23 protein-coding genes are annotated in these 24,266 nt (G+C 34.7%); 8 read left to right on the top strand and 15 right to left on the bottom strand.

The window, feature by feature from the left end; genetic code table 11:
- Positions 1 to 71 precede the first annotated feature (71 nt).
- Together ACFQ39_RS09515 and ACFQ39_RS09510 are read left to right on the top strand one after the other, a co-directional pair.
- Positions 72 to 383 carry an isoamylase early set domain-containing protein gene (locus ACFQ39_RS09515; protein WP_377178424.1) on the top strand — a complete coding sequence of 104 codons (312 nt, stop codon included), beginning with the start codon at positions 72 to 74 and terminating at the stop codon, positions 381 to 383.
- Positions 384 to 522: 139 nt separating this feature from the next.
- The gene (locus ACFQ39_RS09510) at positions 523 to 1,527 is read left to right on the top strand and encodes a 3-oxoacyl-ACP synthase III family protein (protein ID WP_377178422.1); all 1,005 of its coding nucleotides are present in this window, start codon (positions 523 to 525) and stop codon (positions 1,525 to 1,527) included.
- Position 1,528: 1 nt separating this feature from the next.
- Here the strand turns inward: ACFQ39_RS09510 and ACFQ39_RS09505 are convergent, their stop codons facing one another.
- Positions 1,529 to 2,833, bottom strand: a complete 1,305-nt coding sequence (locus ACFQ39_RS09505; protein ID WP_377178420.1) for a dicarboxylate/amino acid:cation symporter — start codon at positions 2,831 to 2,833, stop codon at positions 1,529 to 1,531.
- A gap of 129 nt (positions 2,834 to 2,962) precedes the next feature.
- Here ACFQ39_RS09505 and ACFQ39_RS09500 point away from each other — a divergent pair, with 129 nt between their 5' ends.
- Both ACFQ39_RS09500 and ACFQ39_RS09495 read left to right on the top strand, forming a co-directional pair.
- Positions 2,963 to 3,598 (top strand): DUF937 domain-containing protein, encoded by a 636-nt coding sequence (locus ACFQ39_RS09500; protein ID WP_377178418.1) that lies wholly within the window; start codon positions 2,963 to 2,965, stop codon positions 3,596 to 3,598.
- A gap of 122 nt (positions 3,599 to 3,720) precedes the next feature.
- Entirely contained in the window at positions 3,721 to 4,017 is a 297-nt protein-coding gene (locus tag ACFQ39_RS09495) for a DUF6787 family protein (protein WP_377178416.1), read from the top strand.
- A 10-nt stretch (positions 4,018 to 4,027) separates the two neighbouring features.
- Here ACFQ39_RS09495 and ACFQ39_RS09490 read toward each other — a convergent pair whose 3' ends face one another.
- Genes ACFQ39_RS09490 through ACFQ39_RS09470 form a run of 5 tightly spaced genes read right to left on the bottom strand, consistent with a single transcriptional unit; the run spans position 4,028 to position 9,762 of the window.
- Positions 4,028 to 4,291, bottom strand: coding sequence for a hypothetical protein (locus tag ACFQ39_RS09490; protein ID WP_377178414.1), 264 nt, complete (start codon positions 4,289 to 4,291; stop codon positions 4,028 to 4,030).
- A 2-nt stretch (positions 4,292 to 4,293) separates the two neighbouring features.
- Positions 4,294 to 4,908, bottom strand: a complete 615-nt coding sequence (gene msrA, locus ACFQ39_RS09485) for a peptide-methionine (S)-S-oxide reductase MsrA (protein WP_377178412.1) — start codon at positions 4,906 to 4,908, stop codon at positions 4,294 to 4,296.
- Positions 4,909 to 4,957: 49 nt separating this feature from the next.
- Positions 4,958 to 6,322, bottom strand: coding sequence for a M28 family peptidase (locus ACFQ39_RS09480; protein ID WP_377178410.1), 1,365 nt, complete (start codon positions 6,320 to 6,322; stop codon positions 4,958 to 4,960).
- A 10-nt stretch (positions 6,323 to 6,332) separates the two neighbouring features.
- A complete protein-coding gene (locus ACFQ39_RS09475; protein ID WP_377178408.1) occupies positions 6,333 to 7,358 on the bottom strand; it encodes a threonine aldolase family protein in 1,026 nt (341 codons plus the stop codon).
- A gap of 10 nt (positions 7,359 to 7,368) precedes the next feature.
- A complete protein-coding gene (locus ACFQ39_RS09470) occupies positions 7,369 to 9,762 on the bottom strand; it encodes a zinc-dependent metalloprotease (RefSeq protein WP_377178406.1) in 2,394 nt (797 codons plus the stop codon).
- An 83-nt stretch (positions 9,763 to 9,845) separates the two neighbouring features.
- Between ACFQ39_RS09470 and prfB the strand changes: the two genes are divergently transcribed.
- Positions 9,846 to 10,949 (top strand): peptide chain release factor 2, encoded by a 1,104-nt coding sequence (prfB, locus tag ACFQ39_RS09465; protein ID WP_377178404.1) that lies wholly within the window; start codon positions 9,846 to 9,848, stop codon positions 10,947 to 10,949.
- 10 nt (positions 10,950 to 10,959) lie between these two features.
- Positions 10,960 to 11,583, top strand: coding sequence for an HAD family hydrolase (locus ACFQ39_RS09460; protein WP_377178402.1), 624 nt, complete (start codon positions 10,960 to 10,962; stop codon positions 11,581 to 11,583).
- Here the strand turns inward: ACFQ39_RS09460 and ACFQ39_RS09455 are convergent.
- The 4 genes from ACFQ39_RS09455 to aroQ form a co-directional block, all read right to left on the bottom strand.
- Positions 11,580 to 14,792: a S41 family peptidase gene (locus ACFQ39_RS09455; RefSeq protein ID WP_377178400.1), complete on the bottom strand. Its 3,213-nt coding sequence runs from the start codon at positions 14,790 to 14,792 to the stop codon at positions 11,580 to 11,582. The two genes, ACFQ39_RS09460 and ACFQ39_RS09455, sit on opposite strands and share 4 nt — an antisense overlap.
- 322 nt (positions 14,793 to 15,114) lie before the next feature.
- The gene (locus tag ACFQ39_RS09450) at positions 15,115 to 15,477 is read right to left on the bottom strand and encodes a methylglyoxal synthase (protein WP_377178398.1); all 363 of its coding nucleotides are present in this window, start codon (positions 15,475 to 15,477) and stop codon (positions 15,115 to 15,117) included.
- The gene (locus ACFQ39_RS09445) at positions 15,478 to 16,326 is read right to left on the bottom strand and encodes an N-acetylglucosamine kinase (RefSeq protein WP_377178396.1); all 849 of its coding nucleotides are present in this window, start codon (positions 16,324 to 16,326) and stop codon (positions 15,478 to 15,480) included. It abuts the gene before it with no gap.
- 94 nt (positions 16,327 to 16,420) lie between these two features.
- Complete coding sequence (aroQ, locus tag ACFQ39_RS09440; protein WP_377178394.1) at positions 16,421 to 16,837, bottom strand: type II 3-dehydroquinate dehydratase; 417 nt, start codon at positions 16,835 to 16,837, stop codon at positions 16,421 to 16,423.
- Between the two features lie 71 nt (positions 16,838 to 16,908).
- Here aroQ and xerD point away from each other — a divergent pair, with 71 nt between their 5' ends.
- Positions 16,909 to 17,811 carry a site-specific tyrosine recombinase XerD gene (gene xerD, locus ACFQ39_RS09435; protein ID WP_377178392.1) on the top strand — a complete coding sequence of 301 codons (903 nt, stop codon included), beginning with the start codon at positions 16,909 to 16,911 and terminating at the stop codon, positions 17,809 to 17,811.
- 2 nt (positions 17,812 to 17,813) lie between these two features.
- Here the strand turns inward: xerD and ACFQ39_RS09430 are convergent, their stop codons facing one another.
- From ACFQ39_RS09430 to ACFQ39_RS09420, 3 genes are all read right to left on the bottom strand, one after another.
- Positions 17,814 to 19,502, bottom strand: a complete 1,689-nt coding sequence (locus tag ACFQ39_RS09430) for a histidinol-phosphatase HisJ family protein (RefSeq protein WP_377178390.1) — start codon at positions 19,500 to 19,502, stop codon at positions 17,814 to 17,816.
- 147 nt (positions 19,503 to 19,649) lie between these two features.
- Complete coding sequence (locus tag ACFQ39_RS09425; protein ID WP_377178388.1) at positions 19,650 to 20,750, bottom strand: alanine racemase; 1,101 nt, start codon at positions 20,748 to 20,750, stop codon at positions 19,650 to 19,652.
- Positions 20,751 to 21,243: 493 nt separating this feature from the next.
- A complete protein-coding gene (locus tag ACFQ39_RS09420) occupies positions 21,244 to 21,498 on the bottom strand; it encodes a hypothetical protein (RefSeq protein ID WP_377178386.1) in 255 nt (84 codons plus the stop codon).
- 124 nt (positions 21,499 to 21,622) lie between these two features.
- Between ACFQ39_RS09420 and ACFQ39_RS09415 the strand changes: the two genes are divergently transcribed.
- Entirely contained in the window at positions 21,623 to 22,498 is an 876-nt protein-coding gene (locus tag ACFQ39_RS09415) for a helix-turn-helix domain-containing protein (RefSeq protein ID WP_377178384.1), read from the top strand.
- Here ACFQ39_RS09415 and yidD read toward each other — a convergent pair whose 3' ends face one another.
- Both yidD and cysS read right to left on the bottom strand, forming a co-directional pair.
- On the bottom strand, positions 22,499 to 22,729 hold the full coding sequence (gene yidD, locus ACFQ39_RS09410) for a membrane protein insertion efficiency factor YidD (protein WP_377178382.1): 231 nt from the start codon (positions 22,727 to 22,729) through the stop codon (positions 22,499 to 22,501). It abuts the gene before it with no gap.
- Between the two features lie 4 nt (positions 22,730 to 22,733).
- On the bottom strand, positions 22,734 to 24,194 hold the full coding sequence (cysS, locus tag ACFQ39_RS09405; protein WP_377178380.1) for a cysteine--tRNA ligase: 1,461 nt from the start codon (positions 24,192 to 24,194) through the stop codon (positions 22,734 to 22,736).
- Positions 24,195 to 24,266 lie beyond the last annotated feature (72 nt).

The raw sequence follows: 24,266 nt of genomic DNA, 5'->3' as shown, positions 1-24,266 counted from the left end.
TGTTAAAATATACAGAAATGCCGCTTTGTTCGTACTTTTGCCCTGAATATCAAACACAAAACAATTCAATTATGTCTATCAAAAAACAATTTCTAAAATCAAAACCCGTTTGCAAAGTTTCTTTCAAATTAACTTCAGAAGAAGCAAAGAAAGCAGATAAAGTTCAAATCTTAGGTGATTTTAACAAATGGAAAACCTCTACGAAAGGGATGAACAAACTAAAATCAGGAGATTTCTCACAGGTAATTGAACTTGAGGCCGGTAAGGAATTTCAATTCAGATATCTAATTGACGGTGAAATTTGGGCTAATGAGCCAGAAGCCGATGGTCTTGCGCCGAATGAATTTAGCTCACATAATAGCATTATTTCTACAAAACAATAATTTAAAAAGGATTTTCGTATGAAAATCCTTTTTTGTATCACTAATCAGGGTGTTTAACAATCACTCAATATTTTGCTATCTTTGATTTATCAATAGACTTCTATTGAAAACAAATTTTTACAGCTAAACCCAAAGAAGTATGTATAACTCAAAGATAACAGGATTAGGCTTTTTTGTGCCCGATAACAAAGTAACAAACCATGATTTGACAAAAATCATGGATACCAGCGATGAATGGATTCAGGAACGCACTGGAATCAAAGAAAGACGGTGGATTGCTGAAGGCAGTGATGAAACTAGTGCAACAATGGGTGCTAAAGCTGCCAAAATCGCAATAGAGAGAGCTGGATTAACAAAAGACGATATTGATTTTATAGTTTTTGCCACACTAAGTCCTGATTATTATTTCCCTGGTTGCGGGGTTCAAATTCAGGATATGCTGGACATGCCAACTGTAGGCGCAATAGATGTTAGAAATCAATGTTCGGGATTTATTTACAGTTTAGCTACTGCTGATCAATTTATCAAAACAGGAATGTATAAAAATATTCTTGTGATCGGTTCAGAATACCACTCAAATGGCCTTGACAAAACAACGCGCGGAAGAGGTGTGTCTGTTATTTTCGGAGATGGTGCCGGGGCTTGCGTATTATCAAGATCTGAAGAGAAGGGTAAAGGAATTTTATCATCTCACTTACACAGCGAAGGGAAACATGCCGAAGAACTAACAGTAATTTCTCCAAGTATCAAACACTGGGTCCCTGAAATTATAGATTCCAAAGGAGAAGATATTAGTTATTTTCCTTACATGAATGGTACTTTTGTTTTTAAAAATGCAGTTGTGAGATTTAGCGAAGTGATTATGGAAGGATTAAAAGCAAACAATCTTCAAACTACAGATATTAATTTATTAATTCCACATCAGGCTAACTTAAGAATTTCTCAGTTTGTACAGCAGAAATTCAAACTTTCCGATGACCAGGTCTATAATAATATTATGCAATACGGGAACACAACAGCAGCGTCAATAATAATTGCACTCACAGAAGCCTGGGAAAAAGGATTGGTAAAAGACAATGATATAATTGTTTTAGCTGCTTTTGGAAGCGGCTTTACTTGGGGTAGTACGATAATTAGGTGGTAATTTAACTCCTTTTATAGGAATCATTCCAGTCAACTATATGTGGGTCCCCTAATTTGTCTTCAGATTTAGCGATCACCATAGAAACAGTTGCATCGCCAGTCACATTTACGACTGTTCTACACATATCTAACGGTCTGTCTACCGCAAAAATCAATGCCAGACCAGCTTCGGGAATTCCTGCTTGCGCGAGTACAATCACTAACATCACCATTCCGGCACCCGGAACTGCTGCAGATCCAATACTAGCTAGCGTTGCTGTAGCCACAATACCTAACTGTGTCCCAAATGAAAGATCCATACCAAAAGCCTGGGCGATAAAGACAGCAGCAACGGCTTGATATAGACTCGTACCATCCATATTGATTGTTGCACCGATGGGTAACACAAAACTTGAAACCTCCTTCTCTACTCCTAAATGCTCTGTTACTCGTTCCATTGTAACGGGCAATGTAGCTGCACTTGAACTAGTAGAAAAAGCAAGGAGTTGTGCAGGAGAAATTCCATTGATAAAAAATTTAGCAGATTTACCAGTAAATATCTTCACTAATACCATGTAGAAGATAATCATTATCACTAAACCTGTCAATACAGTTATAGAATACATACCGAGGGCTTTAAATAAATCTGCACTTGGCGCCTCGGCTACAAGTGAGCAAAGCAATGCAAAAACACCATAGGGAGCAGCCAACATAATTAAATCCACCATCTTTAAAATGACCTCATTAAATCCATCGAAAAAATCTTTTACCGGTTTCGATTTTTCATCTGGTATCAATATTAAACCTACTCCAAAAAAAATTGAAAAAAATATAACCTGAAGCATATTCTTATTGGCACTTGCGGCATCAAATATGTTTTCCGGTACTAGATCAATCAAGGCTTGTAGTGGTCCGGAAGCCTGCTGATTTGCTGCTTCATCTTTATATTGCTGGGTACTATCTGTGTAATTACTAACTAGTTCTGTCCTTGTTTCTTCGGTAATAGTATTCCCGGGCTTAATTATATTTACTAAAAAAAGACCAATGCTTACAGCGACAACGGTAGTAAATAAATACATTAACACTGTCTTGCCTCCCATTTTTGACAATTTGGCAATATCCTGCAAATCACTTACACCTTTAATTAAAGAACCCAGGATCAACGGAACCGCAATTAATTTTAGCGCGTTTATAAATATCGTTCCGAATGGTTTGATCCAGTTCTGAACAATTTCCTTTCCTCCCTCAAAATAAGTGAATATGAAGCCAGCTAAAACCCCTAAGACCATACCCAATAATATCTGCCAATGCAATGCCATTTTCTTCATACCCAAAAATTAATTTAAAACAATTTATCAAAATTAACAGTCCCAATGATTTATTCACAAAAAATTGAACGAAACGAAAATAACAAAATTAAGTCGTATTTTTAGTCAACTAACCATTAATCTAAAATTATGAGTTTATTAAACGAATTATTAAGCGGACCGATTGGCAAAGAACTAATAGAAGGTTCAAGCAAACAATTAGGTCTTAACAAAGCAAGTACTGCAGCCGCTTTTGGTGCAGCACTTCCGATGATCATGGGAGCAATGAAAAATAATGCTACAAAAAGTGAAGGAGCAGCAGGCTTATTAAAAGCACTTGCAAATAGCAATCACAGTTCCGGCGCGTTACTAGAAAATCTTTCCAGCGTTTTGGGAGGAAGCAATATAGATGATAACGTTCTTCAAGACGGAGGAAATATTTTAAATCATGTTTTTGGCGGACAGACAAATAATGCCGCAGAAGTTTTAGGAAAAACAAGTAATATCGACCCTGCTATGGCTAGCCAGATTATGAAAATGGCTGCACCGGTTGTGATGGGATATCTTGGAAAAAATGCCATGTCGAATAAAGTTTCTGATGAAAATAGTTTAAGCGGCTTATTGGGAAGTTTACTAGATGATGATGATGAATACGTTCAAACAGCGGCAAAGATTCAAGATTTTGATCATAATGACGACACAATTGATGATTTAGCAAATAAATTTAAACAAAAAGGAAACAGTCAAGGTATAATAGGGAATCTATTAAATAACCTTTTATCGTAATAAAAAAGTGAAAAATTGTATTGTCCTCAAATAGTGTCCAGCTATTTGAGGACATTTTTTTTAATTGGCAAAGTGATTTTTTTTAATCAGATAGCATTCTTACTTTTGTCAAAAATTTTGATTTGAAAAAATTTAAAGAACGCTGGAATATTCAATCGGACTTTCAGTTAGCCATAATCATTTTAGTTTTTTCCTTAAACGGTTCTCTAGCCGTTTATGTAGCGAAGCCACTATTAAATTTTATTGGACTTAACCAAGAAACAACCCATCCATTAATTTTTTGGCCTCTGCGAGTACTAATCGTTTTTTTTGTTTATCAATTTACTCTGATTATTATCGGTACCTTGTTTGGTCAAAAAGAGTTTTTCTGGAATTTTTCTAAAAAAATGTGGAGTAGATTCAATTTTATCAAATCGTAATCATGTCTTTTTACTTCTTGAAATAAAATTTATACATCCAAACCAAGGTAAAAGAAGGTATAAAATCAAAAGGTAAAATTTCTTCTACAAAAGAAAAGATACCCCCAATTTTACCCAAATTCCCTTTGTGTAATTTTGTCATCAACCAGGCTGAAAGTGGCGCCCAAACTATATCTATGGGTGGAAAAACATAGGAAATCATTCCAATTAAATCAAAAAACAAGCCCATGAAAAGAAGTTGCCGCTTAGAAAATTCTTTATCAAAATAGCCCATTTTTATTTTAATTTTGACTGATATTTTTTGACGAATTTATCCAGTTTTGGATTAATCACTGCTCTGCAATATGGTTGATCCTTATTGTTGTTATAATAATTCTGATGATAATCTTCAGCAGGGTAAAAGACATCGAAAGCGGTGATTTCAGTCACAATTTTATTATCATAAACATCTTCAGATTCTAGCTGTTTAATTATTTTTTCAGCTTCGGCCTTTTGATTTTGACTTTTGTAAAAAATTGCTGATCTATACTGAGTGCCAACATCATTTCCTTGTCTGTTCAGTGTTGTTGGATCATGCGTATAAAAAAACACTTCTAACAGTTCTCTAAAACTAATGATTTTAGGATCAAAAGTAATTTGAATTACCTCTGCGTGGCCTGTATTACCTGTACACACCTCCTTATAACTGGGGTTTTTAATTTTCCCACCAGAATAACCGGGCAGTACAGATTCAACCCCCTTTAATTGCATAAAAATAGCTTCTGTACACCAAAAGCATCCATTTCCAAAAATTGCGACTTCTTTATTATTCATAATGTTTTTATTTGTTTTCTGTGCTGTCAAATTAACTGAAATTACATAACACAGTAAAAGAAAAATTATTTTTTTCATATACATTCGTTTTGTGTCCTTGGTCGTAAACCAGCCAAAACATTACAAACTAGTTCCCCGGAAAAACTACGACACTTTCTGCTCCGTTTTCTGCTACACTTGCCACACCAAATAAATAGTTATCAATCACTAGATTTTTAAATTCATATGAAGATACTTTGCCAACATACTTACTATTCTGCCAAGTAGCATCTGTCGTTTTCCTCCAATAAACCTTATAACCTTTTAAATGTTTATCGCTGCTCATATCCCAATTGAGTTGAGCCGATGACTCTACAGCTCCTTTTATTTTTACATTTTTGGGTTGCTCTGCAGCACTTGCCAATGCAGCAAGAGTTATCGCATTTACACCTGTTAATTTCGCGGCATAATCAAAATTCACACCTTCAATAACATCGCCATAAGAAATACCATTTTCTACTCGAATATCTTGGTGTTGACGATTGTAATTCTCATGAGTTTCCATAATTCTTACCCCCGGAAAACCAATGTCATTAAAAGGTTTGTGATGCCCTCCTCTCCCAAATCTGTCTAATCTATACACCATGATTGGCTCTAGGTTTGTCATATATTTCTGGGTTAAAGAGGCGATGTAACGTGCCAATTGTCTCGAAGGCCCATCTACTTCCCCACCGTAAAATCGCATTGCACTTTTTTGTTGTTCGGTTAAATTCATAGAGATCGCTTCAGAAAAAATTCTGAAACTATTATTTTCAATAACACCATCAACGCCTTCAATATTACTAATCATATCGTTATTAAGAACCCCTATTATATCATACCCTTTCTCCTTAAAAGTTTCTGCCAGAAATTTTCCGCCGTAAAGACCCTGCTCCTCACCTGATAATCCGACAAAAATGACAGAAACAGGAAATTTATACTTAGATAAAACCCTTGCTGCTTCAATAGTTCCGGCCATACCAGAAGCATTGTCATTCGCACCCGGAGAATCGCTTGTGAAATTATTGGGATCACTTACTCTTGAATCAATATCACCCGACATAATAACATACCGATTCGGATAAAGCGTTCCTTTTTGAACAGCAAGGACGTTCACGATCCAGGTGTCTTTGGTGATTCTTCTATTATCTGCTTTTGCCAATTCTTTGTGGTAAGATACATCTAAACAATTCCCGCAATCTTTTGAAATCTGATCAAAACTCGCTTTTATAGATCTTCTCGCTGCACCAATACCACGCGTGTTTGACACGGTATCAGAAAGTGTATGTCTTGTACCAAAACTTACCAATTTCACAATATCTTTTTCAATGTTATCTGCCGAGGGTGAATTTGCGATGTCGTATAAATATTCATCTACGTTGATCTTTTGGCTATCTATTTGTGCTACCATTTCAACAACTATAAAAAATAGCAGAAATGTGAATAGGATTCTTACCGTTTTTTTATTTATCATTTTATTTATTTTAAACCTTAAATTTTTTCAATACCTGTTCCAATTTATCTAACATTTTATCAGTAAAATCTAAATGTGTAACCAACCTTAATTTCCCTTCACCCATACTTATCAGATAAATACTATGTTTATTTAAGAATTCAATAAATTCATTTTCTGAAACTGATTTATCGAGATTAAAGATAAGAATATTGGTCTCTATCTTTTCAATATTTGATACATAACTTAAACCAGATAATATCTCGCCAATTTTTTTAGCTCTTAAATGATCTTCTTTTAATCTCATAATATGGTGATCTAAGGCATAAATTCCGGCAGCGGCTAAATAACCGCATTGCCTCATGGCACCTCCAAAAAGTTTTCTAATTCTGAGCGCCTTTTTGATGTGTTCTTTAGATCCCAAAAGAACTGAACCTACAGGAGCACCCAAACCTTTTGAAAGACAAATAGAAATGGTATCAAATAATTTACCGTAGTCTTTGGGAGTTTCATTTTTTTCAACCATTGCATTAAACAAACGAGCCCCATCTAAATGATAGGCCATATTGTATTCATTACAAACATTTTTGATCTTAATCAATTCATTATAATCCCAACAAGCACCACCACCCTTATTGGTTGTATTTTCAACTGCCACCAAAGTTGTTTCAGGAATATGGATATTTTCAGGATCATGAACAGCATATTTTACTTGTTCTGCCCGAAACATCCCTCTACTCCCATCAATTAAACTACATGAAACACCAGAATTAAAAGCTGCTCCACCACCCTCATAGTTGTACACATGAGCCCATTTATCACATATTAATTGATCTGCGGGTTTGGTATGCAATTTTATGGCAGTTTGGTTGGCCATTGTTCCCGAAGGAAAAAATAAAGCATCTTGCATTCCAAACATCTTTGCCAATTTTTCTTGTAATTTGATCACAGTAGGATCTGCCATAAACACATCGTCTCCAACCTCTGCCTCCATCATAAATGAAAGCATTTCTCTGGTTGGTTTCGTGACAGTATCACTTATTAAATTTATTTCCATAACTATAATATTATTCAAATGAACCTATTGGGGAGCCATCTGGTATTTTAGGAATTTCTGTTTTGATATATTTTGATGGATCTTTTTGATATTGATTGATCATCCGTTGAAACTCTTTATAAACTTCTGCCTGATCTCCTTTAGTTTTAGTATTGCCTAAAATTCTCGAAATTTCGCCAATTTTTTGATTTACAATCGACCGTGCTCCTATGTATAAATCTTCATTTGTTGAAAGACTAAACAATTCCTCCAAGAAAACTGTATTAACAATATTTTGCAATTCATTCTCATATCCAGGATTAAAACGTTTTTTAAAACTTTCATTTATAACCTCATCTATGACATCACCCAAGCCTACTTGGTTCTCATCTAAACTTTTTTGTAAAATTAATCGATTTATACGTTCTGGATGTAATAACAAAGAGAAAGTGAAATGAGCATTCGTTGCCATTGCACCATAGGGGTCAAAGGCCAAACCTACATTACTTTTAAAGGTTTCCCTATTTCTGTTAAATCCCATTGCACGTGGAGGAAATAACTCGAGTAATTTTTTAGGTATACCCATCTCCTCAACATTTATCGTTTTTAAAATTTCTTGCAAAGCCTTTACTTGAGTTGCGGTTGGAAGAAATACTGTTCTTTCCTGCTGATTGTTTTTTACAGCATAACTATAATCCATTCCACCAATCATTTTAGCAACTGCCTCTGTTTGATATCGGTGATAAAAATATACAGGAACAAAAACATCTTCTAACAAAGAATAAGGTTGTCCGTCCCTTATATTATCCAAAGAAAACCTATCAATCGCTATTTTGCGCACTTCCAATACATTTTTCAACTCATAAACCGGGTCGCTTCCATTATCCCACAAATGGGCATATCCATGTGCACTTCCTTGAGGACGGGCATCGCTATCTGAAATGTATCTAAATCCGTTTTCAAATGCATCCTCTAATATTTTTTGTAATTGCCCCTCTTCATTATTCTCAAAAGATTGATAGGCATAAGCAACCGTCACTTTATCCCAATCCCCTATTCCTGAAGCATAGGCCTCGGTAAAATCCAGTTGATTATTTTTTACTTTGATCCAGGGATGAGGATAATCCATCACCGAGGATCTATTATTTGTACTTGCTGCAAAATTGTGTGCAAAACCAAGTGTATGCCCCACTTCATGTGCAGACAATTGACGAATTCTGGCCAATGCCATTTCCATTGCGAAATCATCATTTGTCCCATTTCCAAAAGGTGCTTGCAATCCTTGGGCAATTAGATAATCTTGACGCACCCGCAATGACCCTAAACTTACATGCCCTTTAATAATCTCACCGGTCCGAGGATCAACAATAGAACCTCCATAGCTCCATCCCCGAGTTGAGCGATGGACCCATTGTATTACGTTGTAACGTAAATCTAAAGGATCTACACCTTCAGGTAGAACCTTAACCTGAAAGGCATTTTTATAACCTATTGCTTCAAAAGCTTGATTCCACCAACTTGCTCCCTCTATCAGTGCATTTTTGATTAATTCTGGTGCACCTCTATCAACATAATAAATAATAGGCTCAACAGCCTCTGATATTGTAGAATTTGGATTTTTCTTTTCCAATCTATGTCTAGTTATAAACATTTGATTGATGGGTTCGTTAATTGGAGTTGCATAATCGAAATAAGAAATATCCCAAGAACCACATCTAGGTTCGTATTTTCGAGGTTTATAATTGTTATCCGGTAATTCTACAAAAGAATGGTGTTGAAATACCGTTATTGCTTCGGCATCAGGGCTAACGCTCCGAATTTCGTAAGATTTTGGTTTGCCTTTAAGCGTGATCATCGACTCAAACTCAACGTTTTTGGGAAAAGCTTTTGTTCTCTCTAAATTAATTGCAGACCGGCTCTTGTCTAGACTATAACTCCCTTGTTTATTTGATTCTAATCTATCTGCAACGCCGTGTGCATCTCTGATAATAAATTCCGTCAAATCGATGATCACATCTTCCTCTCTTTCCTCCAAGACCGTTGTGCCAAATAAAACAGATTTGGCAAATGCTTCTTCTACAGAATTTCTTTCCGCTTCATTTTGTGAAATCGCACGATAATTTAAATTTGGTTGCGATAACAAAACTTTATTTCCCTTTCTTATCCATTTAACCAATACGCCTCCACCGAGTTGTCCTCGATCTAAACCAATATCATTAGAACCCAATCCTTGGGCTAATGCACTGACATATAAAAATTCTTTTTCAAATTGATCTTCCTTAATGGTCAATAATACCTGATCATCATTTTCATTGTATTGAAAATCAAAGAAACCCTGAAATTGTTTTTTTTGATCTCCAGAAGATTGAGCTGTTAAGATTCCGATAGACAGAAGATAGTACAAAAATAATTTTATGTTGTGCATGCCTTATAATTTGTATAAAACTAACAAATAAGCCCAAGATTTTAAATTTGAATTCATTTTTTTTAGATTAATTTTGTGCACCTATGATCACACAAGAAAACATAAGAGATATTGCCGAAAGGGTTGATAAACTAAAAGGTTATTTACAAATCGACCAGAAAAAGATCGAAATAAGTAATGATGAAGAAAAAGCAGCCGATCCTGAATTTTGGAATAATCCAAGAGAAGCAGAATCATTTATGCGTGTATTGAGAGGGAAAAAGAAATGGGTGGAAGATTACGAAGAATTGGTTTCGCTCTCTGAAGAACTTAATATTTTTTATGAATTCTTCAAAGAGGGTGAGTCATCTGAGGTAGAAATAGAAAAGGCATACGATAAAACTTTTGATTTATTAGAAGACCTCGAGTTTAGAAATATGCTATCTGATGAAGGTGATAATCTTAGCGCCGTTATTCAGATCACTTCAGGTGCCGGAGGAACTGAAAGTTGCGATTGGGCACAAATGCTAATGAGAATGTATATCATGTGGGCAGAAAAGCACGGTTATAAAATTAAAGAACTCAATTACCAGGAAGGCGATGTGGCAGGAATTAAAACAGTTACCTTAGAAATTGATGGCGAATATGCTTTCGGATATCTCAAAAGTGAAAATGGGGTACATCGATTAGTAAGAATTTCACCTTTTGACAGTAATGCCAAACGACATACAAGTTTTGCTTCTGTCTATGTTTATCCGTTGGCCGATGATTCCATCGAAATTACGATCAACCCCGGAGATATTACTTGGGATTTTGCCCGTTCTAGTGGAGCTGGTGGACAAAATGTAAACAAAGTAGAAACAAAAGCCATCCTTAGACATAAGCCTACAGGAATCATGGTGGTGAATTCAGAAACCCGTTCTCAACTTGAAAATAGAGAAAAAGCCATGCAAATGCTTAAATCTCAATTGTATGAAATTGAATTACAAAAGCAGAGAGAAAAAAGAGATTCTATAGAGGCCAATAAAATGAAAATTGATTTTGGATCACAAATTAGAAATTATGTGATGCATCCCTATAAATTAGTCAAAGATGTGCGCACTTCCTATGAAACTGCCAATGTAGATGCCGTAATGGATGGTGGAATTGACGGATTTATCAAAGCCTTTTTGATGCAAAGTAGTGAACCCGCAGAAGACGAATTATAAAAATTCCGAGATGAGTAATACAACAATCAATACCATTGTTTTTGATTTAGGAGGAGTATTAATAGATTGGAGTCCAAGGTATTTGTATGACAAAGTTTTTAATGGAGACATTGAAAAATCTAAATGGTTTTTAGAGAACATATGTACTCCTGAATGGAATGTGGAACAGGATGCCGGAAAGCCCTTGGATCTCGCTACTTCAGAACTCATTAAAAAACACCCTGATCAAGCAGAATACATTCAAATGTATTACGATCGTTGGCAAGAAATGTTGGGAAAACCAATCAAGGAAATTGTTCATTTACTCGAACGATTTAAGTTCCAAGAAATTTATAAGTTATATGCCTTAACCAATTGGAGTGATGAGACATTTCCTGTAGCGTTAGAAAGATTTGATTTTCTCAATCTTTTTGAAGGGATTGTAGTCTCTGGTCAAGAATTGACAAGAAAACCCTTTCCAAAAATTTATCAAATTTTAATGGATCGATACGAGGTAGTTCCCCATCAATCTGTATTTATTGATGACAATTTAGAAAATGTTCTTGGTGCAAAAGACATGGGATTTCATGCATTTCAGTTTAAAAATCCAGAAAAACTTTTTAGGGATCTAAAACAATTGGGTATTCAATTTTAAGGTTTACCAATTTTGCCTAGCAAAGAATCAACAGCTTTTCTTAACTGAGGATCATCACCTTTTGCTTGACTATCAGGAAAGTCTTCAACAATAATATCCGGAACTGCCGGCGTGTATTCCATATTTCCACCACTTTCTTTTACAAACCAACCCCTAAAAGGAATGCGAACATAAGAACCATCGATCAAAGTTCTTCCTCCTGTACTGATAACAGCTCCAAATGTAGGTACCCCAACTAAATCACCTAAGTCAAGTGATTTGTAGGCATGTGAAAATATTTCGGCATTTGAATAACTAGCTTGATTACAAATGGCGACAGATGGTTTAGTCCATGAACTAAGAGGCAATCTTTCGTGAAATGGATAATGATCTCTGAATTTTTGATGATCTTTCTTTACATTTTCGGCAGCTCCACGGGGGATCGTATAAGCATGCTGTTTTACATTTAACACAGCCATCAAATAATCTGTAGTCCAACCACCACCATTGTAACGCACATCGATCACAATTCCCTCTTTCCCTTCACCTGCCACAGCTAATTCTTGCTCGAATACCTCAAAACTCTCCCAATTCATTCCTTGTATATGGATATAACCTAGTTTCCCATTTGAATAATTATCTGTCAATCGCTTTCTTTCATTTACCCAATCGAGGTATTTTTCATCTCTATCGCTTGATGTCGGCCTGATTACCACCTCTCTTTTACCGTTTTTACCAATTACATCTAAATATATTTTCTGATTATCTAAATGATTAAACAACTCATAAAAATTTTTCCCGCTTACCAATTCTATGCCATTAACGTGGGTGATGATATCACCAACAAAAAGTTTACTTGTGGTTTTATCTGCAGGCATAAGATCAGTAACTTTTTCAACTTTAACTGTACCATTTTCGAGTTGACGAACCGTGATTCCTAGTTTACCTGTAAGGTCTTTCTGAAGATCTGTTCTTTCTTCTTCACGGTACATCCCCATATGACTAGCATTTATCTGTCCAAGCATTCTATTAAAAACCTGCATAAAATCTCTTCTTGTGGAAGCTTTCATTGCTAGAGCCTTATACACTTCCTTAAGACGATTCCAATCTTGACCATGAAAGTCGGGATCATAAAATGAATGATTGATGGCAGACCAAGCTTCTTCAAAAATCTGATCCGTTTCGAGAATGTAATTGATATCCATATAACCCGAAACCGGCAATGATTCTGACTTTTGATCTTTAAGCTTTAAACTATTCAATTTACCTTTTGATGTATAAAAAAGGTAAGTATACTTATCATTTACTTTTACATTTCTCGGTTCCTTATCGCCCGAGGTCAACTCTTTTTTATCCTTTCCATCCCATTTTATTTCAAATAAATCAGAATCAATTTTAATGTTTCCCCTTGTACCATTTTCAGAATTATAATAGAATTTTTTACCATCCTGTGAGATAGCTCTTAAAAATTCGCCACCGGCAAATCCAGTTACCTGCTCTTTCCTTTCATGGATTTTTTCCAAATCAATTTGAAGTGGCATAACTGTTTCCGCTTTATCTTTCGATTCTTTATCATCATCGGCATTATCATCGGTAGATTCCATTTCCTCCCAATCTTCCTTGGTCCTTTCCCAATCTTCTTTTTTAAGCCAAATAAACCAAACGTCAAAATCTCCATTATTTCTATTTGAAGTAAAACCCAACTTAGATCCGTCATTACTCCAAATTGGGAGCATATCATTTTTTGGATGAAATGAGACATTGATAGGTTTAGAATCTGGAGCAATTTTTTGAATAAATATTTCTTCATTAAAATCCAAATTATCAGCAGAATACGCTATCCAATTTGAATCAGGAGACCAGCTCAGGCCACTGGGTTTTGACCACCCATCCAAAAGAACTAATTCATTAGAAATTTGTCCAACAGAAGATATATTTGCCACCACCAGTTTACCATTCCCTCTAATAAATGCAATTCTTTTCTTATCAGGAGAAATAATAGGATCACCTTCTTCTTCCGCGGTATTTGTTAATTGTTTCTTTTTCCTTTTTAATGTTTTAAATAAATTCTTCTCACCTGCATCATCAGAACTCAGCGCATAAATTTCATTATTTCCGCTTACATCAGAAACATAAATGAGCACTTCATCATTTAACCAAAATGGCATTCTGTCTCTGTATGCCGACTGAGTAACATTAATGGCTCTGGACTTGTCTTTATCATTCTCTGTAATAAAAATCTCGCCCCTATGCACAAATGCAGTATAATCTCCATTTGGAGAAACTGCCAATTCTTCGATATCTCCTGATACACTTTTTCGTTCAATAGGATAACTTGTAAAATCTCCTTGAATTTCAGTCTTGACTTGCTGTTTATTCTTTGAAATAGGGTCAATCAACCATACTTCATCCCCTTTAGTTAAAATAATTTTTTTGCCGTTTCCACTTAGATCAAAGGAAAAAATTCCCATATCCTGAAAGTCAGTTATCAGCTCTGAACCACCGACCTTATTACCATTTGCATCGATTTTTAATTTTCTGACATTGTACTTACCACTTTCAGAAGACTGGTAATAGATTGTTGAATTGTCAGCCCATTGAGGGTGAAAATCATTTCCCTGAAAATCAGTTAATTTTTTGTAAGTATTATTTTTAAAATGATAAATCCAAATATCTCTATTTGCCGAACCTCTGTAGGCTTCTCGCTCAATCCTGCAATGACCTTTTACAAAGGCTATCATAGATTTATCAGGGGACAATACCGCGTCGAAACCTAGCGAATTTATTCTATCCACAGGAGTGCCTCCTGCTATCGGTAAGGTTTGAATTTGGGGCTCCCTTTCAACTCGTACATTATTTCTTGAAGAATTGAATATAATCTCATTACCAACAAAATCCGTTATCAAGTCATTCGCAGAATGAAAAGTTAGTCGCTTTGGAACTCCTCCCTCAGAAGAAACAACAAAGATATCCTCATTATCATATCGATCACTTTGGAAGGCAATTAAACTTCCGTCCTCACTCCACAATGGGTTTCCATCATAACTTTCGTGTACCGTTAGTCTTTTCAAATCATTACCAGCAAGATCTGAAACCCAAATATCACCATACAAACCAAATGCAATTTTGGTCCCGTCATAATTTAGAGAAGGATTCTGGATTAAACTATTCTGCGAAAAGACAAAAGAAACAACTGATAAACAAAATAAAATGCTGTAAAAATGCTTCATAATAAAACTGAGTTTGAAGATTATTTTTCTAAAGTACAACATTTGGGAGAAGACCGAAAGAAATAAATTAATTCATTACTTAACGAGAATAAATCAGCAATTTAATAGAAAATCATGTGAAATATTTGTTATAGATAAAATCTATTTAAAATATTTTTATTGCTTATTATCAACATATTAAAATCTTTATCTAAAGTATTAGTTTATAAATAAAAAATAAATATTTTTAAACCTGTCATAAAAGAAATTAATAATGAAAAATAAAAAAACCGTCTCATAAAACATGTTGAGACGGCTTCCTAATATATATCAATACAATATTTTAGAGACCATTGATAAGCAAATCTGCAGTAGCGGGGTTAGTTGCTAAGGGAACATTATATACATCACACAAACGCATTAACATTAAAATATCTGGCTCATGAGGGTGTTTATCCAGTGGATCCCTAAAAAAGAACACCATATCTGTTTTGCCTTCTGCCACTCTTGCCGCAATTTGTGCATCACCACCTAGCGGTCCGGAAAGCAATTTTTTCACTTCAAGCCCTGCCTTTTGAACTTTTGAACCCGTGGTACCAGTAGCGATGATATTAATATTCTTAGATTCCAAAATCGCTTTATGATCCATTAAAAATTGAACCATTTCGGCTTTCTTTCCATCATGTGCGATAATGGCTATTTCCATCTATAAATTTTTTAAATGATACTCTGCCACACTATTTATTGGGTGGCGAACTATTTTACCTAATATCAAATTATACTCTTTGAGCACCTCTTCTACCTCTTCTTTTAAATAATGAGCAATGGAACCAACGAACGAAACAGGGATGACCTTACTTTCATCAAATTGCAAAATTTGATTTTCAACAAAAGTTCGTAATCCGGTTTTTATTACCCTTTGAGCGTATTCACTTTTCTTATTTTCGATAATAAACCTTCCTATATCTGCTAAGTAAGTGTTAGGATTCTCGTATTTATATAGATGTTCTTTTATAATATCAGGACTCAGATCATAGGCATCGGCGAACATTTTAGCTAAATCCTTAGGCATTTTATGAAAATAATAATCTCGAAGTAATTGTCTACCATAATAATTACCACTTGCATCATCCATTACAATATATCCCAGAGAAATTATTTTTTGATGCGTTTCTTTTCCATCGAAAAAACTACAATTAGACCCGGTTCCTAAGATACACACAATGGCAGGATCTTCAGATTGTAATGCCTTTACTGCCGCTAAGGTATCTTCCTTGATATCAATATTTGCATTGGTAAAAATCAATTGAAAGACATCTTCCAAGTATTTTACGGCCGTTTTCGTTCCACAACCCGCTCCGTAAAAAAAGACATTCGTAATCTTATCTTTGTATTCAGAAAGATCTTTATCACTCATTACTCGGTCATGTAAGGTCTGCTTTGGAAATACAGCCGGGTTTAAACCTTTTGTTTCCGATTTAAAAACTTGATTCCCCTTATTATCTAAACAAATCCAACTCGTTTTGGTTGATCCACTATCTGCAACTAGTAACATAAATTCAAAAAATTATTGATAAAAATATAAAATAAAATAGCTATTAAGGGGGAAAACAAAGGTAATTCACGAAATCGTTTACATGAATATCTTCCTAAATTAAGAAAGATTGAATTGCCAAATCGTAGCTTTTTAAGCCAAATCCGGCTATGATGCCTTTTGCATTTGGAGCAATATATGATTGATGCCTAAAACTTTCCCGTGCATGGATATTAGATATATGTACTTCGACTACTGGCGCTGGCACTGCTTTAACGGCATCGCCAATTCCTACAGAAGTATGGGTGTATGCCGCTGCATTGAGCACTATACCGTCAAAGTCAAATCCAACTTCTTGTATTTTACCTATAATCTCACCTTCTATATTCGATTGAAAATACACGAAATCAATTTGTGGATACCTTTTCTGTAACTGCTCAAAAAACTGTTCAAATGTTTCATCACCATAGATAGACGGCTCTCTCTTTCCCAAAAGATTTAAATTGGGACCGTTTAATATCAATATCTTCATAAAAAAATGGATTTTCCCCTTGTAAAGCAGATCAAATGTAACAAATTTTTATGATAACTTTGCTCTAGCAAATGACAACGAATTGGTCTCCATATCTAAAAAATTATACCGATTATCTCAAACTTGAGAGATCGATGTCAGACCATACTATTTCGAGTTATCTACACGATCTCAAAAACCTGATGAAATTCCTGACCTCTAACGAAATTGATGTTAGCCCATTAACTATTTCAGATGAAATTGTACAGCAATTCATCTATGAATCTTCAAAATTTGTAAATCCGAGAACCCAGGCCAGATCAATCTCAGGTTTAAGAAATTTTTTTGAATACTTGATTTTTGACAAAAAAAGAAAAGACAATCCAACTGATTTACTCGAATCTCCAAAAATTGGAAGAAAGCTACCTGATTTTTTAAGTTTACAAGAAATTGACCAAATTATCTCACAAATAGATTTGAGCACAATCGAAGGTGAAAGAAACAAGGTAATGATTGAAACACTTTACAGTTGCGGACTAAGAGTTTCTGAATTAATTACACTACAAATTTCTGATCTTTTTTTTGAGGAAGGATTTGTGAGAGTCATCGGAAAGGGAAATAAGCAACGATTTGTTCCGATCAGTGAAGCTACCATTAGATTGATTAACAATTACCTAAATCACGTGAGGAATAGTTTTGTGATCCAAAAAGGTTATGAAGATACTTTATTTTTAAACCGTCGTGGAAAGGGAATTTCGAGAAATATGATCTTTATGATTACCAAAGACTTAACTCAAAAGGCAGGTATAAAAAAGAATATTAGTCCGCATACTTTCAGACATTCTTTTGCCACCCATTTATTAGAAAACGGTGCTGATTTAAGAGCGATTCAACAAATGCTTGGACACGAAAGCATAACAACCACAGAGATTTACATGCATTTAGATAAAACCTTTCTCAAAGATGTGGTTGAAAAATATCATCCCAGAAAATAGTCTTACATGCTGTGAAATTGCACCAAAGTAGCTTCAAAATATTGCGGACCTAACTTATTCAATAAACCTTTAATTTCTCTTGGATCGCCTTCTACTGCCAAAGCAGAATAACCGTATTTATGCCAATTCCCTAACCTCAAGTCGACAATATTAATATTTTTTGAGGCAAGTGCAGACAATAAAATGAGTAGGACACCGGGTTGATTATTGTGTTTTGTAAGAATAACTTGATCACTTAAAGGTAGATAAAGTTGAACCCCATCCATTTCATACAAATAAACTCCTTCTCTGTAATAATTGGGCAAAGTTGTATTCTCTTGATATGAAATATTTAAGAATATATCCTGATCGGTACCCTTGATGAAATCCATGGCATTGTCAATATGCTCCTTCTCTCCTGTAATTGTTAAAAAAGCGACAGCAGTTCCATCATTATTTGATTTAAGTCTGGCTGTTTCTACATTTATTCCTTCAGAGGCCAATGAATTAAAAATAGAAGACAAAACACCTGGCTGATCTCTATGTTCAGAAAAAAGACCTTTTACTTTTTCGTTTTCGATTTTCGGAATTTGATTGCTTACGGTAATTGATTTTTCATTTTTTCTAATTCTAATGGCATTATAACTGCCCATTCCTGTTGCATTTTTATAAATATCCAGAAAATCAATGAATTTACCACCAAAAGAAAATTCGGGAATTATATTTCTGTTTACAGAATTGAGACGTTGGTTCAATAATTCAATTCCTTTATTAAGGATGGTGTATTTTACTTTTAAATCGTGGTCATCAAATACAGTTCTTTTTTCAGGAATCAATTTTGAGTAGCTCACATATTGCTGATAACCAGCCTCATAAATATATGCCAAACTCTCCTCAAAATTTTCTCCATAATATCTTACATGATGCAAATCTGTTCCCAAACACACCGGAATTTGGAGCTTATGTGCCCTTCTAAGAATAGCTTGTGTTGGATAAACTCCACAACCTTTAACTTTACCCGCCATATTTACGTCTAATGACAAATTTCTATCGGCAATGATTTCTAAAAGAGTTCTAAATTTATTTGCTAAAGGATGATCGCTGGTTTCAAAGTTTTCTAATACTTCCGGAACATCAACATTCAATTTAGGAAGGTCAATATGGCCTATAATTTGGATCATTTCTCCAAAACCCTCGATCATTTCAATCATTTCATCAAAATAACCTTCCCAATAAGCTTCTAGACTTCCTCTTAGCTTAAGGAGTTCTTGCGCCTCTTCCACAGTACCATCATATGGTAAACCTTCGGGTGCAAAATGAACAGAACCAATCACAAAATCTGCCTCTTCTGCCTGAAATATTTTAGAACGACTCCATTCCAAACCCAAACCGGATCCCATCCATTCCAATTCTACACCATATTTTATGTTGATTTTACCCGCATATTTCTCTCTCAAATTGGCAATTCTTTTTGGATAATTTAAATAAGATCGATTTCCTCTTATAAATTTAATATCGGTCTCTCTTTCGGCTGTATACCTGAAGTTTGTCAACCGAGGAGAGTGAATGATGAATGTTATGCTTGGATGATTGTGTTCAATGGCTTTATCTACAACATCCTCCAAACGGTCAATCCCGTGCTTCACATGATCTTGCTCCGTTCCTGCATGGATTCCATGTGTTTCCCAAATAAATTTGTTAAAAGGTCTCATTTATTTCTCAATATTTTTGAGGTGCAAACTTAACAATTGATTTTATGAAAATTTATCAAAAATGATACTTTTTATATCAAAACATAACAATTATTCTATTTTTATAAAAAAGCATTTACAAAACAATAAAAAACTTAACAATGATATTTACTGTTCTAACTTCATACAACTAACCCAATCGTTTTTAGTTGTGAGATATTTCTTCATTAAATCTATTGTCATACATGAATGTATCGGCAAAACATAAATTAAATCGCCCACATTAAAGTCATCAATTATTCTCTCCGGACAATAAACGATTCCGTGCTCTTGGGACAGGCTTTTCACAAACATACCATCTATTTCATCTCCCCATTTTAATCCGGAATTTTTAACTATTTTACCAAAAATCAACTGACTATTCTCTTCAATTCTGTCTTTAGATAAATGAATGCCTCCGCCATAAATTACAATCTCATTTCGATCTTTGTGAATAGCTACAACTGGGCAAGCAAGCGCAACTGCGACATCTTTTGATTCACATGAACCAATTAAACATTGTGTCACATCGTAAAAGACAAAATTACCAGGTCTAATCTCATCAAAAGCGGAAAAATCGTCTAATACACTACAACTGGGTGTATCTCCAAAGGAAAGAATCAAATTTGGAAATCTATTTAAATATCTCTTTTTTAAACCGCTCAATTCGTTTACTGCGACCATATAAATTGACTCTATTTCTTCTTTAGACCGACATGAATAGGTGTGTCCGGTATGAGTCAAAAAACCTTTGAATTGGATTTTGTCTGAAGCTGATATACAATTTAAAAGATCGTCTAAAAGTTCAATCTTTGAAACGGGTATGCCCGTTCTATGATATCCGGTATCAATTTTGACAAAACACCCAACTTTATCAAGTAATTGATTATTCAGAAATTGGACTGTTTCGACAGATTCTACCAATAAAGTTAAATGAATTTTTGTCGCTAAATCATTGATAAGGTCAATCTCCCTTAAATTTACTGGAAAAGCTACAGTAATGTCATCCCACTCTTCCGAAAAATATTGTGCCATACGAAGAGATGAAACCGTAATACAATTTACGCCAACCTCTTTAAACCATTTTCCAATTTCTAAGGATTGGTGTGTTTTAAAATGAGGACGAAAAATAACCTTTGATTCTTTGGCTTTTTTAGCCATTCTTTGAATATTCCTTTTGCAGCGATCTACATCCAATACCAAAGTCGGGCAGCTTACACTTGTTTTCATATCGAAATTTTATTTCGATTGAAAATAGTAAAAACATAATAAATGGTGCGTATTTAAAAAAGAAAAAGAAACCTTAGACTTACTACTTCATTCATCAACTAAAATAACCTTTTCCCCCGAATGATTACTTTAACAACTAAATTGTCTTAGGTTTCTTTTTAAGTGTTCTTTATTCAGAACATATGTGTTGAAAAAATCATGATCTCCTATTTCAACCTTTCCCCCGAATCATAAAACAGGAAATGATCATGATTTTTATTCAAATTAATTACTCTGCAAATTTACAATGTCAACTCTTTAATTATCATGACATTACCTGTCATATTTTAATAAATAAAAGTTAAAACATTTACAAAAAAAAACAAATCATTAATAACAAACAGACACAAGAAATCTTGGAAAATCTTCTTCATTTTCTCTCAAAAATCTAACGTTTCCCCCGATTATTAGATTTACGATATATCCAAGATTTCTTGTGCACAATTTGTGCTTGCTATTCCATTACCTGATTGTGTCTAACCAATACTTGTGCAAGCATTTCCTTTTCCTTTTCACTAAGCACTTCTCCCTTTAAACTCTCAGCAAGATTTTTCAACCTCACGAGATCCTTAACGACTATTAATTCTGAGTTAAAATCAATTTGCTCAAAAATTTTGAGTAAACTTCTAATCGCATCAAGCGCTAACTCATCCTTTATTATCGCAGACTTTATCTTTTCTTCTATCCCCAAAAGTATGTCGATAATCATGGTTGTTTCTTTTTCGAGTACAAAACTACACACAAGCCCAAGGTAATTTCACGACAGTGAATGTCCTACTAAGCCATAAGTTTGTTAATTTTTGTTATTTTTACATAACCCCCAATTAAATCGAATGAAAAAGTACGATCATTTCGGAGAGCTTTTGCTTGATTACCGATCGTTTATGCAAATTTCGCAGGCTGACTTTGCTGCACAGCTTCAAGTAGATCCCCGTACAATTCAACGATGGGAAAGAAATGAAACTTTAATAAAACCAAATAAAGAACCTGACATTGCCGAAGTAACGCTTTTTCCTTATCAGGTAATCCGAAATCTGAATTCTCCTGATCCAATACCTACTTATTACGATCTTCATTTAAGAAAATATGCCTTAAACGAGATTGGGGTAGAAATGCCAGATGCAGATTGGTTTAGAGATCAATTGGACAAAAAAACCGAAAGACTCGTTAAAATCAATTTTGAAAAAGATTTTGATTACTTACTCAGATTTATGGAGATGCACAGAACATTGACAAATACCATGAAAACTGTTATAGAAGAAGGAATCAAAATAGCGCCAGAAATCAACAATATTTTAAACGATGACTCAGGATATTATGCCGCACACAGTATTGTTCTACCTATTACACAAGAGGCTTATTTAAAACTGCGCACTAAACAAATGAAGGATGTCGATTTACAAACTTCAGATTTAGCCAATTATAAATCACAAGAATTGCCTATTTTTTTTGCTTTTGACATTACTGCAGATTGCAATGAAAATTTTTATCATATTATTAACCCAGTCATTCATTTTTTACAATCACTACCTAATCAAGAATACACCTATTGTTCAATTCCTTATCGGCACGATAATTATGAACTGTCCGAAAAAGCAGGATTGAAAATTATTTGGGAAGATGAAAAGAAAAATGTAGAGAAGAAAGGAAATTTTTCGAGACGTTTTATTGAGGGCAATTTCACTGAATTTCTCCTTTCAGGTGATTAATTATGGAACTGGATCATATCCCTTGCCACCCCAAGGATGGCAGCGAGAAATTCTTTTGATTGTTAACCAACCACCTCTTAGTAATCCATGTTTTTTGAGTGCCTCAATGCCATAATGAGAGCAAGTGGGAGAATATCTACAAGTAGAAGGAAAATAGGGAGAAATTGCTGCCTGGTAGAACCTAATTAATAAAATAAAAGGGAAAATCAATATTTTTTTAAAATCGCTCAAAGCTTTAGTTCAACGAAAAAGTTGTGCCATCTTTTCCATCTTTTAGTTGAATACCCACAGCAGCCAAATCATCTCTTACTTTATCTGACAGAGCCCAATCTTTATTGGCTCGAGCCTCTTCTCTTATCTCAATTAACATTTGAACTGTTGCTTTTATTTTGTCAGAAAAATCACCCTGCTGCTCTTTAACCCTAAGGCCCAGAACCTCAATAATAAAGCTATTCATAGTTGTCTTCAGCATTTCAAGGTCTTCCGCAAGTAGCGATAGTTTACCATCTTTTATTCCGTTAATCACTCTTACAGCATCAAAAAGGTGTGCAATTAAAATCGGGCTATTAAAATCATCATTCATAGCCTCAAAACACAAATTTCTCCATTCTGATACATCAAAATCTGAAGAACTACCAGCTCTTAATTTTTCCAATTCAACAACTGCTGACATTAAACGTTGGTATCCCTTTTCGGCAGATAAAATGGCTTCATCAGAGAAATCCAGAATACTTCTATAATGTGCCTGAAGCATAAAAAACCTAACCACATCGGCATGATAAGCCTTGCTTAAAAACGGACTATCACCTGTAAGTAACTGGCTTGGAAGTATATTATTTCCTGTTGATTTTGCCATTTTTTTACCATTTAGGGTTAACATGTTTCCATGCATCCAAAAACGAACTGGCGCAATATGATTACAGGCCTGGGCTTGTGCGATTTCACATTCGTGGTGTGGAAATTTCAGATCCATCCCACCTCCATGAATATCAAACTGCTCTCCTAAATATTTAGTACTCATTACCGTGCATTCTAAATGCCAGCCGGGAAAACCAATACCCCACGGAGAAGGCCAACGCTGAATGTGTTCTGGCTCCGCTTTTTTCCAAAGGGCAAAATCTTGCGGATTCTTTTTGTCTGATTGCCCATCTAAATCTCTGGTATTTTCTATGGTTTCTTCCAATTTTCTTTTTGAAAGAATACCATAATGCTCATTTTCATTATACTTAAGGACATCAAAATATACTGATCCATTAATTTCATAGGCTAAACCTGCATCTAAAATAGTTTTAATGGCCTCTATCTGCTCTACAATATGACCTGTAGCTGTAGGCTCTATACTTGGTGGTAAAAAATTGAATTCTGCCAAGGTCTCATGAAAATCAACCGTATATCGCTGAACTATTTCCATTGGCTCAACTTTTTCTAAACGAGCTTTAGTGGAAATTTTATCCTCGGATTGGTCATCTGTTAAATGACCGGCATCAGTAATATTCCTTACATATCTCACTTTAAAACCCAAAAACTGCAAATAACGAAATACAAGATCAAAAGACATAAATGTTCTCACATTACCCAAATGAACATTGCTATAAACCGTTGGTCCACAAACATACATACCCACATACCCTTTTTGAATGGGTGTAAATAATTCCTTTTTATTGGTGAGTGAATTATAAATATGGAGTTCTTGCATTTTTATCCTATTTTTTACTCTCCAAATATAATAACTTAAAAATAACTGAAGACTTCAATAATCCTTAATTCG

It is taken from the genome of Namhaeicola litoreus, from assembly GCF_042679565.1.
Classification (GTDB): domain Bacteria; phylum Bacteroidota; class Bacteroidia; order Flavobacteriales; family Flavobacteriaceae; genus Namhaeicola; species Namhaeicola litoreus.
The sequence above is the reverse complement of the archived record's forward strand: the minus strand, read 5'-3'. Positions and strand labels throughout refer to the sequence as shown.